Here is a 14,523-nt window from a genome sequence, read left to right as displayed (position 1 = left end):
ACATTCGCGACTCGAGCGTGAGCCAACGTCACTCTCGGCGGTCGGCGAGGTCGCGATAGGCGGTGACCACCGGCTCCAACTCGTCGGGCGTGGCGCCGTGCATGATCACTGCGTCGGCCCCGTAGCCGAACTCCGCCCGGACACGCTCCGCGCACTGCCGCGCCGTACCGGTGGCCGCCGGTTCCAGCCAGTCGTCGGGGATCAGGGTGGCAATATGCTCGATCTGATCAGCGCTGGCCTTGTGGTCGATGCCGCCGGCGATAGAAGTCACCACCGGATCCTCCCGGAAGCGTTGCAGTACAGCGGGATCCCAGTTGTTGGTACGCACCATCAGATCGCCGTAGCCCTGCAGGTAGGTCGCGAGCCTCGCGACCGTCTTCTTCAGCCGCAACTCCTCTGGCAGGTGATCGCCGACGGTGGCAAAACACGACCACACCCGCACGCTGGCCGGATCGCGACCGACCCGTTCCGCGGCATTCTTGACTGTCTTCACGCTGCGCTGCAACGTTTCCGGAGTGAAGTAGGTGTGCAGGATGACGTCATCGAACAGCGCGCCGCCCAGCTCGAGCGTTTTCGGTCCGAACGCCACCAGCGCCAGCCGGATGTCCTCGTCGAAGTCCGGATCCAGAAACAGCACCTGATATCGACCGATCGGCCCGTCGTGATTGAAGATCACCTCGCCCTGCCAAAGCCGCCGCATCACCTGCGCGAAGTCGGCCATCTGCGCAGTGGTGACACTGGGGATGCCGAACGCGGCATACATGGCCGCCACGCCGCGGCCGATGCCCAGGGTGAACCGGCCGCCGGATAGCCGGTGCATGGTGGTCGCCCACGACGCCGTGATCAGCGGATGACGGGTGTTGTGATTGGTGGCGGCGGTGGCGATCTGCATCCTGTCGGTGACCGCGCAAGCCGCCCCAACCAGCGATGACGCCTCCTTGACGTTCCAGCGCTCGGAGATGAACGCGGTACCGAAGCCGAGCTGCTCGCCACGGCGGGCCTCGTCCATCAGCGCGGCCGGCCCTTCGCCACCGGCGCCGGCCAGAAGGTAGTAGCCCAGTTCGTCGAGTACGCGGTCGGTCATGCCCAAACCCCTTGCTTGTATCCGCAGTTCCACACCTCGGTGATCTTCCCGTCGACCACGCGGAACACCTCCATACTGCTGACGGTCATTTCAGTCCCGTCGCTCAGGGTCATCGGTGATTGGTAGACGATGGCGACGTGTTCGCCGTCGTCGCCGGCGACGACGAGGTTCAGCTCGAAACGCAGCGTGTCGAACAGCTTCCAGTGATCCACCACCCGCGCAACAGCCTGGTCATGTGTCAGCGTGTGCGCTTCGCCCACCTCGTGTCGCACCACGACGTCACCGATCAATTCGTCGGCGAGCGCGAAATCGCGCTCGTTCCACACCACCAGGTTGTACAGCTCCACCACCTCACGGGCACCGCGGACCCTGCCGCTCACGCAAACACCCCGATCGCATCGACGTCGTCGATGGTCGCCACCGCCCGGTCGGTCAGCGTCAGGCACAGGTCGCGGGAGCGCTGCGGCATCGTGTCCCAGCCGATCAGGGCGAGGACGGGAAACAACAGCAGATACGCCACCGCCATCCGGTAGTGCCGCCACGCCTCGTCGAAGCCGTAGTCGGTGACGCCCTGCGCGGCGAGCTCGACCAGGTAGTCGCGCACCAGCTCCTCGTCGTGGCCGCGGCGAGCCTGCACCGGCAGCCCCTGGCTGACCAGATATCCGATGTCGGCGACGCCGCACCCCAGCGAAGCGAACTGGTAGTCGACGACCTTCAGCGCGTCGCCGTCGAAGAACATGTTGTCAGCACGGATATCGCCGTGCAGCAGCATCCGGCGTTCTGTCAACGCCGCCAATGCCTGCGGGGCGAACTCGGTGAACCGCTCGGTGTATCGAGCGACCGCAGCGGGCACCGGAGCCGCGGACTTGTCGCGGTAGACCTGCCATCCGATTCCGAAGGCCGCAACCAGCAGCTCACGAACAACCGGCGTGTCAAGACTGGGAAAGACCGCAAGCGCATCGGAGTCGGCGGCGGTGACCGACCAGGCATGCAAACCGGCCAACTGCTGGATCGCCACGCGGGCTTGTCGCATCGAGAGCCCGGCGAGATGGTCGGCATTGACCCAGTCCGCCAGGTCCTCCATCACCAGCACGAAATCCACGCCGTCGATCAGGGCGGCGTAGACCCGGGGCGTCGGCAGCGGCGCCCTGCCCGCCACCGATTGGTAGAACGACAGTTCACGTTGGTAGCCGCCCAGCATCTCCATGGCCCCTCTGGCCTCGGACTGGGCGGGCAGCTTGACGATCAAACTCGGTGGCAGCCCCTGGCTTCCGGTGATCCGCAGCCGATACAGCAACGCCGAGAACCCGGTGTCCTCGGCGATCCGCTCAGCCGAGACCCCGGTGACTGCAGCGGTGTCGGCGATGGTGCCGCAGGAACACAGCGCCGTGGTCAGCCATTGCGGTGTCACAGCGTCGATGCCGGAGGGAATCGCCAACGCGGTCATCGGCCAGCTCCGATCTGCGACAGAAACGGTTCGGTCTCCGCCTGCACCCGCCGCGAGAAGATATGTCCGGCGTGGCCGCCGTCGTGCCAGAACAACCGGCCGCCCCACCGGTCATGCAGCGCCACCGCGGGTTCGGGATAGGCCATCTGGTCGTGGCGCGCGGCCACGATCAGCCGGCGATCGGCAGCCGGTCTCGGATTGGTGGCCAACAGATCGACCACCGACATCAATGCCGCGGCCGTCTCCGAGCGCAACGCGTCGGCGACGGAGAGCCCCGCCGGCCCCCATCGCCACAGATGGTGCGCGATCATCGAGTTGAGCCCGGCGATCGGGGTGTAGACCGCAACGGCGTCGACGCCGGACTCCAGGTGCGACACCAGCCCGGCGACCGGGCTGCCCAACGACACACCCGCCACCGTCACGGCGGTAGCCTGCGGCGTCGCCCAGCGCACCACCGCACGGACTTCGGAGATCGCGCGCATCATCCCGGCGACATTGGCCAGCGGATCATGTCCGGGGTAGGCGGGCCAGGCGCGGCGACGCACGCCGTGGCCGGGCTGGACCGGCAGCGCGATGTTGAAACCCAGCCGGTGCAGCCGCTGCACGCGCGCTACCAGCAGATCCGACCAGTTGCCCTGACCGGCTCCGTGCACCCAGACCAGCCAGGGGCGCGGGCCGCCGCGGTGGCGGCACACCACGACTGCCGCGGTCGCCGGGCCGGCGAACTCCGCCAGCGACGGCGGCAGCCCGGGGTCGTGCCGGAACCTCAGCTGCTCGACGGTCAGCCCTGCCACCCGGCGCCGACGAATCGTCGCCACCCGCAGTGGATCCGGCGCGGTGTGCGCCCCGTCGATACCCAGCCCGGACAGCTCGTCGGCGGCCGCCAGACACTCGGACAACGGGCGAGCCAGCACCGGGGCCGGAGCAAGCAGCGTCATGCCGGTCAGCGTCAGCTCGTCGAACAGCACCTCCGCCAGTTGACGCATCCCGCGGGGCGAGGCCGCCGTCCAGTCCGCTGAGGTCTGCAGTGCTCGGACCGATCGGGGCAGCACCCCACCCAGTCCCCGGATGATCTGCGGTACCCGTTGCGTCGACCCCATCGTCGTCACCCGAGTTTGAAACCGCTGTAACCGGCGGCGGCGATTTCGTCGCAGTGGCGGCGGTACTCCGGAATCCCTCCGGTGTATCCCATATACATCCGCTTCTTGCCGGGGACGTTTCCGCCGTTGTACCAGGAATTGCAGCTCGGGTGAACCAGCACGGTCGGCGCGACCAACGAGGTGGTGTGGTCGATCCACTCGGTCTGAGCGGCCGGTAACGCCTCGATGGTGCGGTACCCGTTGGCCCGCAGGTAGGCGATGCAGTCACCGATCCACTCCACGTGCTGCTCCAGAGCGGCGACGAAATTGGTTGCCGCGCTGGGACTGCCGGGGCCCTGGACGGTGAACAGGTTCGGGAATCCGGCGACCTGCAGTCCCAGATAAGACACCGGCCCCTCGTTTGCCCAGACGTCACGGAGCAACACCCCGTCACGGCCACGGATATCGATGCGACTCAGCGCACCGGTCATGGCGTCGAAACCGGTGGCGTAGATGATCACGTCGAGGTCGTAGTGGTCCCGCTCGGTCCGTATCCCGGTCGGCGTCACGGTGTCGACCGGCTCGGCACGCAGGTCCACCAGAGTCACGTTGTCACGGTTGAACGTCTCGTAGTAGCCCTGATCGATGATCGGGCGCTTACAGGCGAACGGGTGGCTCGGCACCAGCGCGGCCGCCGTGGCCGGGTCGCGCACGATGCGGGCGATCGCTTCGCCGTACAGTTGTGCGGCCATCCGGTTGGCGTCGATGTCGAAGAACACGTCGCCCCAGTTCAACGCGCCCATCACCCCGTGCTCCTCGATCGCGCGGAGCTGCTCGTCGCGCGAGGCCGACTTCACCGGCGGGCGCCCCAGCATGTCCAGCAGCACCGAGAAGGCCGACAGTCGCGCCGCACCGACCGGATGCTCTCGCTGCGCGGCGCGGATCTGGGCGTAGTCGGCCTTGAGTGCATCCAATTCGCCGGGACCGAACGGACGGACCTTCCAGGGCAGGGTGTAGGCCGGCGAACGCTGAAAGACATAGAGCTGATCGACTTCTCGGGCAATAACCGGGATCAGCTGGACCCCGGTGGATCCGGTGCCCACGACACCCACCCGCTTGCCGGCCAGGTCGACCCCACCGGCCGGCCAACGGCTGGTGTAGAGCGAGGTGCCACCGAAGTCGCCCATCCCGGCGATGTCGGGCTCCAGCGGCACCGACAGGATCCCGGATGCGGCGACCACGAATGGCGCGGTGAAACGCTCCCCCGCCTCGGTGGTGACCGTCCACTCCGCGGCGTCGTCGTCGAAGCTCATCGCAACGACCTTGGTGTGGAACGCGATATCGCGACGCAGGTCGAGCCGATCGGCGACAAAGTTGAGGTATGCCTCGATCTCCGGCTGGGCCGGCATGGTTTCGGTCCAGACCCACTCCTGCTGGAGGTCCTCGGAAAAGCTGTAGGAGTATTCGATGCTCTCGATGTCGCAGCGCGCACCGGGATACCGGTTGACCAGCCAGGTCCCGCCGACCGCGTGGGCCATCTCCAATACCAGGGTGCGCACACCCAGTTCGCGCAGCCTGTGCAGGGCGTAGAGCCCGGAGAACCCGGCACCGATAACCAGCGCGTCGTAGCGCTTTTCGGCACCGCTCGGGGACGACCCGGCGGCCGCAACGGACTCGGCCATGTTGTGGCAGCCTCCATGCTTTCGGGTTCCTCTACTGAGAGGTTTACGGTACGGTATTCAGTTATGCGCGCGCTGGAGAATCCGGAATGAAGGTCCCGTTCACCTGGAAAGTCACCGGCTGGTTCATGATCGGCTGGTCACCCGAGTTCGAGGTCGGCAAGACCCGCGCGCTGCACTATTTCGGTGAGGATCTGGTCGCCTACCGGGGCGAGTCCGGGGAGCTGCACGTGATGGAGGCGCACTGCAAGCATCTCGGCGCCCACCTCGGCCACGGCGGCAAGGTCGTCGAAGACCGGGTGGAATGCCCGTTCCACGGCTGGCAGTGGGGACCCGACGGCTGCAACAAGTTCATCCCGTACCAGCCGGACCGGCCCAACAAGGCGTTGCGCCTTCGCGTTTATCCGGTGATGGAGCAGTACGGCTGCGCGTTTGTCTGGCATCATCCCGACGGAGCTGAGCCCGGGTGGGAGATGCCGGACATCTTCGGCAAGTTCCCGCAGTTCACCACCGGGCCCGAGGGTTACTACCGGGCGTATCCGGAGTTCTCCCGCCGACTGGCCGACGAGCCGGTTCATCCGCAGATCGTCGCCGAGAACGCCGCCGACAGCGCGCATTTCCAGTACGTGCACCACGCCACGGTGACACCGAGGCTGCTGGACTGGCAGATGACCGACCGGGAGTGGCACTTCGTCGCCGGCTTCCCCGATGTGAACAGCGACGACCCCGATCAGATGGCGCTGCGTTTCCACTCCCATCTGTTCGGCCTCGGCGGAGCGATCAGCATCTTCGAAGGCGTGCAGCAACATCGGCTGATCTTCACCTGCACCCCGGTCGACGAGGGCTGCTCGGACCTGTTCTATTCGATCTGGTGGCCACGGATTCCCGGCGATGACTCCGAGGCCCCGCCGGAGGACATCCGCGCTCGCGTCGAGCAGCAGTTCCTGTCCACCGTCGAGGACGACCTGGGTATCTGGCGTTACCAGCGCTACGTCGAGCATCCGGCGTTGTCCAAGGTCGACGCGAAACCCTTTATGACGCTGCGGAAATGGGCGACGCAGTTCTACGATGTGGCGCCGGAGTCCGCGGCGGCAGCCTTGCCGTGACGGCCGCCCTGGCGGAGCTGGTGGCGCCCGGCCACACCGCGCTGGTGACTCAGGAGCTGCAGGGCGCAGTCGTCGGGCCCGATGCCGGACTGCCGGTACTCGCCGAGGAGGCCCGCCGCGAAGCGTGTCCGAACATCGCACGGCTGCTGCCGGTGGCCAGAGCAGCCGGAGTGCAGGTGGTGCACTGCCTGGTGCACCGACGGCCGGACGGACGGGGATCCAACCACAACGCGCGGCTGTTCGCCGCGGGGCGTGACGCCGTCAGCATCGATCCGGGTAGCCCCGGCGCCAGCCTGCTGCCCGAATTCGGGCCGGAGCCATCGGATCTGGTTCTGAGCCGTTGCCACGGCGTGGGGCCGATGGGCGGGACCGATCTGGATGCGGTGCTGCGCAACTTGGGGATTTCGACCATCGTGGTGGTCGGCGTCTCGCTGAACGTGGCCATTCCGAATCTGGTGATGGACGCGGTTAACGCCGCCTACCGGGTGGTGCTGCCCCGCGATGCGGTGGCCGGTGTGCCGGCCGAGTACGGGGCTGCGATGATCAAGAACACCCTGTCCCTGCTGGCGACAATCACCACCACCGAGGAGCTGATGCGCACGTGGCGCCGTTGACCCAATTCACCGTTCCGGAGGTCATCGAGGCGGTGGCCGCGGCGATTCCCGACCGCGACCTGGTGGTCCAAGGCGATCGGCGCTTCAGCTACGCCCAGATCGTCGAGCGGTCCAACCGGTTGGCGGCGTACCTGCATGCGCAAGGGCTGGGCTGCCACACGCCGCGGTCAGACCTGCTCGGACACCAGACCGGCCAGGACCTGTTGGGGATCTACGCCTACAACGGCAACGAGTTCATTGAGACCCTGCTGGGCAGTTTCCGGGCGCGGGTCGCGCCGTTCAACGTCAACTACCGTTACGTGCGCAACGAACTGGCCTACCTGTTGGCCGATTCCGGCGCCACCGCGTTGGTGTATCACGCCAGGTTCGCTCCCACGCTCGCCGAGGTGCTGCCCGAGCTGCCGCAACTGAAGGTGCTGATCCAGATCGCCGACGACTCCGGCAACGCCCTGCTCGACGGCGCCGTGGACTATGAGACCGTCCTGGCGGACAGCTCGCCGCAACCGCCGCGGGTGCAGCCGGACCCCGATGACCTCTACGTGCTCTACACCGGTGGCACCACAGGGATGCCCAAGGGCGTGCTGTGGCGACAGCACGACATCTTCATGGGCTCGTTCGGTGGCCGCAACCTGATGACCGGCGACGAGGTCGGCTCCATCGACGACATCGTGGGGCCGGTCGCCGAGAATCCCGGCGTCAAGCTGATGATCCTGCCGCCGCTGATCCACGGCGCCGCGCAGTGGGCGGTGATGACCGCGATCAACACCGGCCAAACCCTGGTCTTCCCTTCGGTCGTCGACCATTTCGACGCCGACGACGTGGTGCGCACCATCGAGCGGGAAAAGGTGCTGTCGGTCACCGTGGTCGGTGACGCGATGGCGCGACCGCTGATCGCGGCTATCCAGCGGGGCGGGGCCGACGTGTCGTCGCTGATGGTGGTGGCCAACGGCGGCGCGCTGTTGACCCCGTACGTCAAGCAGCAGATCGTCGAGGCGCTGCCCGGGGCGATGGTCATCGACGGGGTCGGCTCGTCGGAGACCGGCGCCCAGATGCGCCACATGTCGACGTCGGGCGCGGTCTCGACCGGGACCTTCGGCGCCGGGCCGGACACTTGCGTGGTGGCCGAGGATCTCGGTTCGGTGCTGGCACCCGGCCACGACGGTCTGGGCTGGCTGGGTCAGCGCGGCTACGTCCCGTTGGGTTACAAGGGCGACGCGGCCAAGACCGCGGCGACGTTCCCGGTGATCGACGGGGTGCGCTACGCCGTTCCCGGTGACCGGGCCCGTCATCTGGGCGACGGCTCGGTCGAGTTGCTCGGCCGGGATTCGGTGACGATCAACTCCGGCGGGGAGAAGATCTTCGCCGAGGAGGTCGAGACGGCGATCGCCTCGCACCCGGCCGTGGTCGACGTGGTGGTCGCCGGCCGGCCCAGCGAACGCTGGGGGCAGGAGGTAGTGGCCGTGGTCGCTCTGGCCGACCAGGCGTCCGCCACCTCGGCCGAGATCATCGAGCACGCCGGCGGATCGCTGGCCCGCTACAAGCTGCCCAAGGCGATCGTCTTCCGGCCGCAGATCGTGCGCAGCCCGGCCGGCAAGGCCGACTACCGGTGGGCCCGCGAGCAGGCCGAACAGGGCTAGCCGCGCTTGAGTCGCCGGTGCGTTCGGTTGCGCGCCCTGCGCAGCATCGCATCGGCGTAGAACCGCATCCCGGGTGTGAACGGCGGCGCCGCGGACCCGGTCAGGCTGAACGGCAGGTCTGAGCCGACCACCGTTCGGTAGTGACTGAAGGCGTCGAAGCCGGCCTTGCCGTGATAGGCGCCCATCCCGCTGCGCCCCACACCGCCGAACGGGGCAGCCGACGGGATCATCTGCGCGGCGAAGTCGTTGCGGGCCACACCACCGCTTCGGGTGCGCCGCACGAAATCCCGGAAGCTGCCGTCGTCGGGGCCGTACCAGTAGGCGACCAGCGGCGCGGGACGCGCGTTGATCTGATCGATCGCGTCATCGACGGTCCGGTATCCCTGCACCATCAACACCGGCCCGAAGATCTCCTCCTCGGCGATCCGCATCGTGTCGTCGACGTCGCGAACGATGGTCGGGGCGATCTTGCGGGAGGCGCGATCCGGCAGCGACTCCCCTTCCGGTGCAATGGTTTCCACCCTGGCTCCGCGTTCGCGGGCGTCGTCGATCAGGGCCAGCACCCGGTCGAAATTGGCATCGTTAACCGACGAGCAATAGTCACCGTTGGCCACGACGGTCGGGAACATCTCCTGCAGCGTCTGCCGGGCGACCTCGACGAACGAGTCGATGTCGCGCTCGGGCACCAGCACATAATCCGGGCATACGCAGACCTGACCGCCGTTGACCATCCGGGCCGACGCGATCCGTTTCGCCGATCGCCCGATATCGGCGTTCGGGGCGACCACGACCGGGTTCTTGCCACCCAGCTCCAGTGTCACCGGGACCAGGTTCTCGGCCGCCGCGCGTTGCACCAGCGCACCCACCGCAGGCGACCCGGTGAAGAACAGGTGGTCGAACGGCAGCCCCGCGAACGCGGCCGCCACGTCGGCGCCGCCGGTGACGACGGCGAGTTCCTCGGCATCGAAGTATCCCGGCGTCAGGCCTTTCATCAACTCGGCGGTGCGCGAGGTGATTTCGGACATCTTGATCATCACCCGGTTGCCCGCGGCGAACGCCGCCGCCGCCGGCAGTACCACCAGTTGCAGCGGGAAGTTCCACGGGCCGATGATCCCGACCACGCCCAGCGGGCTGGGCTGCACTTCGGCCCGCAGCCCGCCCAGCCGTGCGGCCCGCATCAGCTTTCCGGCCCGCATCCACTGCTTGACATGCGATCTGGTGTGCTCGATCACCGGCATCATGCCGACCAGCTCGGTGGAGAGCGACGCCGCCCGCGACCGGGTCCCGAAATCTGCGGCCATCGCGTCGACGAAGGCGTCGGTGTTGTCCAGCACCAGGGCCAGCAACCGGTCGATGCGGCCATGCCGGACGTCCACATCGGGCGGCCCGTCGGCGACGAACGATTGCCGCTGCGTTGCCAGCAGGTTCTGCAGGTCGGCGATCTCGCCGGCCGCCGGCTCGGTCACGACAGATCCAGCGGCCCGGTTTCGGCCACGGTACGCAGCTGCCCCAGCTCGACACCGCGGTCCGCGGCGGCCTCGATGCACGCGGCCACGTCTTTGCGCATAAAGGGCGCAACGATTTTGCCGAAGTCCTCGACTCCCCCGGCCGACTGCACGTACCCGGCCGCCCGGCTGCCGCCGCTGCAGTGCTCCAGCGCTGCGAACAGGCTGGCTTCGGGCACCCCGAGGTTCTTCGCCAATTCGACGGCAGCCGCGACGAGTTGCGCGTTGGACGCGAACAGCACGTTGTTGATCAGTTTGAGGTTCAAGGCGGTGCCCAACTCCCCGGTGGTGATCACCGGGTCGGCGTAGGCGGCCAGCACCGGCTGGGCGCAGGCCACCGCGTCGCCCGGGCCGCCGAGCAGGACCGTCAGCTTCCCCGCGGCGATGTCGTGGGCGCCGCCGCTGACCGGTGCGTCCACCAGCACCGGCCCGGCGGGGAACTGCTCGAGCAGTCCGGTCAGAGTGCTCACCGTGCCGGTGGTGTGCGACACCACCACGGTGCCGGGCTTGACGTTGGCCAGCAGCCCGTCGGGACCGGTGGCGACCTCGAGCAGCTGGGCGTCGGAGAACAGGCAGCTGATCACGAGGTCGGATTCGCGGCCGACCGCGGCGACCGATTCCACCGGCACCGCACCGGCGGCCGCCAGGCGCTCGCGCACCTCGGGCCGGCGTGCATACACCTGCACGCGGTGGCCGGCATCGAGCAGACGCAGCACCATCGGCTCGCCCATCTTGCCTGCGCCGATGAACCCGATGGTGTCGGTCATGCTCGGCTCCTCCTGCGTCGTGCGCCGCCCCTGCCGGGAGTTCAGCGGGTGGTCCGGAGGGCCAACCGTAGCATTGTCGGGAGCCCCCGAGTTCGTTACAGTCGAGCTTACTGTCGACATTTCGGGTTCACCAGAAAGCTGGCGAGGATGAGCAACGCTCAGCGCAGGGTGGTGGTCGTCGGCGCCGGATCGGGGATCGGCGCGGCGACGGCCGCGCACTTTCACCAGCGCGGCGATTTCGTGCTCGCCGTCGACGTGCGCCCACAGCAGACCCCGGCGTCGCAGCACGTCTGCTGCGACTTACGCGACGCCGGTGCCATCGCCGAGTTCACCGGCGGGATCGGCGACGACTGGGATCTGCTGGCCCACGTCGCCGGGGTACCCGGAACCGCACCGGCCGCCGACGTGTTGACCATCAATTACTTGGGCATGCGCCTGATGACCGAGGGCATGCTGCCGCGACTGCGCCCCGGCGGCGCGGTGGTCGCGGTGGCCTCGACGGCCGCGCTGGGCTGGGAGCAGCGCATCGAGACGCTCAACGGGCTGCTCGACGCGACCGATGCCGAGTCGGTGCTGCGCTGGCAGGCCGGCCAGGACCCGGCGTTCCCGGTGTACACCTCCTCCAAGCAGGCGATGATCCTGTACGCCAAGCGATTGGCCGCGACCGCGCACGCCAAGTACGGGGTGCGGATCAACACCGTCAGCCCGGGCCCGGTCGAGACCCCGATCCTGGCCGACTTCGAGCAGTCGATGGGCAAGGAAGTGCTCGACACCGTGCGTAACACCGTCGGCCGGCACGGCGTCGTCGACGACATCGTGCCGCTGATCGACTTCCTCGGTTCGCCGCAGGCCGGCTGGATAACCGGTCAGGACATCGCCGTCGACGGCGGCTTCATCACCTCGATCACCGCCGGCACCCCGATCACCGTCTGAGCCGAGAGGACGACATGACCCTGAGTTCACCTGCCAGCCCGCCCACTTCGCCGCGCCCCTACCACCGGCTCGACATCTCGGATCCAGCCTTCTGGGGCAATGACTTTCGCTCCCGCGACGAGAGCTTCGCGACGTTGCGCGGCGAACCGGGGCTGAGCTGGCACCGGCCGATACCGGCCGTATTCCCCCACGAAGAGACCGGCTACTGGGCGGCTACCCGCCACGCCGACGTCAAGTTCGTCAGCCAGCACGAGGAGCTGTTCTGTTCCAGCGAAGGCGTCAGCGTCGATCCGATGCCGGCCGAGATCCAGCGCAACATGACCTTCTTCCTGGCGATGGACCCCCCGGAGCACACCCGCTACCGCAAGCTGATCAGCTCGGGCTTCACCCCGCGCCAGGTCCGGCGCATCGAGGAGCAGATCAAGACCAACGCCCGCAGCATCGTCGACGACCTGCTCGAGCAGCTGCACACCGGCAACCAGATCGACTTCGTCGCAAGCTGTTCGGGCCAGCTGCCGATGCGCACCATCTCCGACATGATCGGCATCGATCCCGCCGACCAGCAGAAGGTGGCCTACGCCGCCGAATGTCTGTTCAGCGGCAGCGACGACGAGTACGCCTCGCTGGAGGAGCGGGCCGTGCATGTCATGACGCAGCTGGGTGTGCTGGCCGGTTCCGGCGTCGAGTTGGCGCAGCGCCGTCGCGCCGAACCGCACGATGATCTGATGACCGAACTGGTCAACGCCGAGGTCGACGGCCACCGGCTCAGCGACGAAGAGCTCGGCTCCTTCATGGTGCTGCTGGGATCGGCCGGCAACGACACCACCAAACAGACCACCACGCACGCGTTCAAGGCGCTGATTGATCACCCCGAACAGCGCGCCTGGCTGTTGGCCGACTTCGACAACCGGATCGGTGGGGCGGTCGAGGAATTCGTGCGCTGGTCGACACCGGTGCTCGCGTTCGCCCGCCACGCCGTGGTGGACACCGAAGTCGCCGGGACCGAGATCAAGGCCGGCGAGAAGATCGCACTGTTTTACTGCTCGGCCAACCGCGATGAGACGGTGTTCGACCGGCCGCACGAGTTCGACATCACCCGTGACCCCAACCCGCACCTGGGGTTCGGCGGGGGCGGCGCGCACTACTGTCTGGGCACCCACGTCGCCCGGATGCAGTTGCGCCACTTGTTCTACGAGCTGCTGACCCGGCTGCCCGAGGTCACGCTCGGCGAGCCGCAGTACCTGCAGAGCACCTTCGTGCACGGCATCAAGCGGATGCCGATCAGCCTGGCCTGAGATGGCGCAGTGCAGGTGTAATCATTTACTGTAATGTTTACAGTATTCTACTCAGCCAGACGGGAGGCCAGTCGTGGAGAGCCAGGTTGACGGCGCCGCCACCACACTCGACAAGCCGGCCGGCTTCATCCGGGACCCGTACCCGTACTTCGAGGTCAAGCGCCGCGAGGCGGGCATCTTCCCCGGAACGGTCATGGACTACTCCAAGACCCCGGACTCCCTGCGACCGAAGACGTCGTTCGCCGCTGTCTCTTTTGAAGCAGTCAACCAGGTGTTCCGCGAGGCGGATTCCTTCAACTCGCGCATCTACGACATGACGATCGGGCTGTTCCTGGGGCCCACCATCCTGGCGATGGAGGGTGAGCCGCACCGCAAACACCGCAACCTGGTGTCCTCGGCCTTCAAGCGGAAATCGTTGGTGCACTGGGAACCGGACGTGGTGCGGCCCGTCTGTAACGCCCTGATCGATGAGTTCATCGACGCCGGAACCGCGGATCTGGTGGCCGGGTTCACCTTCGAGTTCCCCACCCGCGTCATCTCCAAGTTGCTGGGCCTTCCCGAAGAGGACCTACCGTGGTTTCGGCAGCGAGCGATCGAGCTGATCAGCTACACCGTCAATTACGAGCGTGCGTTCAGCGCGTCCGCGGCGTTGAAGGACTACTTTCTCGACCAGATGGACAGACGCAAATCGCACCCGACCGCAGATATCATCGGCGATCTGGTCACTGCCGAGATCGACGGCGAGAAGTTGAGCGACGAGGCGATCTACTCGTTCCTGCGGCTGCTGCTGCCGGCCGGGCTGGAGACCACCTATCGGGCCACCAGCAACCTGCTCTATCTGCTGCTGACCCATCCCGACCAGTTCGCCGCCGTACGGGCCGACCACGACCTGATCGGCCCCGCCATCGAGGAGGGGCTGCGCTACGAAACCCCGCTGACCACCGTGCAGCGCACCGCGATCCGCGACACCGAGGTCGCCGGTGTGCCGATTCCGGCCGGCGCCGTCGTCGATGTGTGCATCGGGTCGGCCAACCGGGACGAGACCCGGTGGGAGCGTTCGGAGCAGTTCGACATCTCCCGCAAATGGATTCCGCACATCACGTTCGCCGCCGGCGAGCACACCTGCATGGGCCTGCATCTGGCCCGCATGGAGATGCGCGTTGCGATGGAGCGCCTGCTGGGCCGGCTCGGCGACATCACTCTGGTGACCGACGACAACACGCACATCTACGGCCAACCGTTCCGCTCGCCGCGGTCGCTGCCGGTGATGTTCACCAGCAAGTGAGCTGCGGACGGTAAGACGTTTGACCGCCTCATAGCGACAATTTGCGCCGAACCTCGCCCGCGGCAGGAATTGTCGCTACAAGCCGGGCACAA

Annotated in this window: 13 protein-coding genes; 6 read left to right on the top strand and 7 right to left on the bottom strand. The window is 67.4% G+C overall.

The window, feature by feature from the left end:
• Positions 1-28: 28 nt before the first annotated feature.
• Genes G6N23_RS03520 through G6N23_RS03500 form a run of 5 tightly spaced genes read right to left on the bottom strand, consistent with a single transcriptional unit; the run spans position 29 to position 5,292 of the window.
• The gene (locus G6N23_RS03520; protein ID WP_085261873.1) at positions 29-1,084 is read right to left on the bottom strand and encodes a TIGR03857 family LLM class F420-dependent oxidoreductase; all 1,056 of its coding nucleotides are present in this window, start codon (positions 1,082-1,084) and stop codon (positions 29-31) included.
• Positions 1,081-1,464, bottom strand: a complete 384-nt coding sequence (locus G6N23_RS03515) for a nuclear transport factor 2 family protein (protein WP_085261794.1) — start codon at positions 1,462-1,464, stop codon at positions 1,081-1,083. The genes G6N23_RS03520 and G6N23_RS03515 overlap by 4 nt, the downstream gene beginning before the upstream one ends.
• Positions 1,461-2,531 carry a phosphotransferase gene (locus G6N23_RS03510; protein ID WP_173675041.1) on the bottom strand — a complete coding sequence of 357 codons (1,071 nt, stop codon included), beginning with the start codon at positions 2,529-2,531 and terminating at the stop codon, positions 1,461-1,463. The genes G6N23_RS03515 and G6N23_RS03510 overlap by 4 nt, the downstream gene beginning before the upstream one ends.
• The gene (locus tag G6N23_RS03505) at positions 2,528-3,631 is read right to left on the bottom strand and encodes an alpha/beta hydrolase family protein (RefSeq protein ID WP_085261872.1); all 1,104 of its coding nucleotides are present in this window, start codon (positions 3,629-3,631) and stop codon (positions 2,528-2,530) included. The genes G6N23_RS03510 and G6N23_RS03505 overlap by 4 nt, the downstream gene beginning before the upstream one ends.
• 5 nt (positions 3,632-3,636) lie before the next feature.
• A complete protein-coding gene (locus G6N23_RS03500) occupies positions 3,637-5,292 on the bottom strand; it encodes a flavin-containing monooxygenase (protein WP_085261793.1) in 1,656 nt (551 codons plus the stop codon).
• Between the two features lie 86 nt (positions 5,293-5,378).
• Between G6N23_RS03500 and G6N23_RS03495 the strand changes: the two genes are divergently transcribed.
• From G6N23_RS03495 to G6N23_RS03485, 3 genes are read left to right on the top strand one after another with little or no spacing between them, the layout of a single operon-like run.
• Entirely contained in the window at positions 5,379-6,395 is a 1,017-nt protein-coding gene (locus tag G6N23_RS03495; protein ID WP_085261792.1) for an aromatic ring-hydroxylating oxygenase subunit alpha, read from the top strand.
• Positions 6,392-7,009 carry a cysteine hydrolase family protein gene (locus G6N23_RS03490; protein WP_085261791.1) on the top strand — a complete coding sequence of 206 codons (618 nt, stop codon included), beginning with the start codon at positions 6,392-6,394 and terminating at the stop codon, positions 7,007-7,009. Before G6N23_RS03495 ends, G6N23_RS03490 begins: the two co-directional genes overlap by 4 nt.
• On the top strand, positions 6,997-8,646 hold the full coding sequence (locus tag G6N23_RS03485; RefSeq protein ID WP_085261790.1) for a medium-chain acyl-CoA ligase Mig: 1,650 nt from the start codon (positions 6,997-6,999) through the stop codon (positions 8,644-8,646). The genes G6N23_RS03490 and G6N23_RS03485 overlap by 13 nt, the downstream gene beginning before the upstream one ends.
• Here G6N23_RS03485 and G6N23_RS03480 read toward each other — a convergent pair.
• The gene (locus G6N23_RS03480; RefSeq protein WP_234808674.1) at positions 8,643-10,088 is read right to left on the bottom strand and encodes an aldehyde dehydrogenase family protein; all 1,446 of its coding nucleotides are present in this window, start codon (positions 10,086-10,088) and stop codon (positions 8,643-8,645) included. The two genes, G6N23_RS03485 and G6N23_RS03480, sit on opposite strands and share 4 nt — an antisense overlap.
• 20 nt (positions 10,089-10,108) lie before the next feature.
• Positions 10,109-10,918 carry an NAD(P)-dependent oxidoreductase gene (locus G6N23_RS03475; protein WP_085261788.1) on the bottom strand — a complete coding sequence of 270 codons (810 nt, stop codon included), beginning with the start codon at positions 10,916-10,918 and terminating at the stop codon, positions 10,109-10,111.
• Positions 10,919-11,065: 147 nt separating this feature from the next.
• On the opposite strand from G6N23_RS03475, the gene G6N23_RS03470 reads away from it, so the two are divergent.
• From G6N23_RS03470 to G6N23_RS03460, 3 genes are all read left to right on the top strand, one after another.
• Positions 11,066-11,851, top strand: a complete 786-nt coding sequence (locus tag G6N23_RS03470) for an SDR family oxidoreductase (RefSeq protein WP_085261787.1) — start codon at positions 11,066-11,068, stop codon at positions 11,849-11,851.
• A 14-nt stretch (positions 11,852-11,865) separates the two neighbouring features.
• Positions 11,866-13,146 carry a cytochrome P450 gene (locus G6N23_RS03465; protein ID WP_085261786.1) on the top strand — a complete coding sequence of 427 codons (1,281 nt, stop codon included), beginning with the start codon at positions 11,866-11,868 and terminating at the stop codon, positions 13,144-13,146.
• A gap of 73 nt (positions 13,147-13,219) precedes the next feature.
• Positions 13,220-14,431: a cytochrome P450 gene (locus G6N23_RS03460; protein ID WP_085261785.1), complete on the top strand. Its 1,212-nt coding sequence runs from the start codon at positions 13,220-13,222 to the stop codon at positions 14,429-14,431.
• Positions 14,432-14,523 lie beyond the last annotated feature (92 nt).

The sequence above is a fragment of the Mycolicibacter terrae genome (assembly GCF_010727125.1).
GTDB lineage: Bacteria > Actinomycetota > Actinomycetes > Mycobacteriales > Mycobacteriaceae > Mycobacterium > Mycobacterium terrae.
Note: the sequence above shows the minus strand (reverse complement) of the source record. Positions and strands in the feature narration are given on the sequence as shown.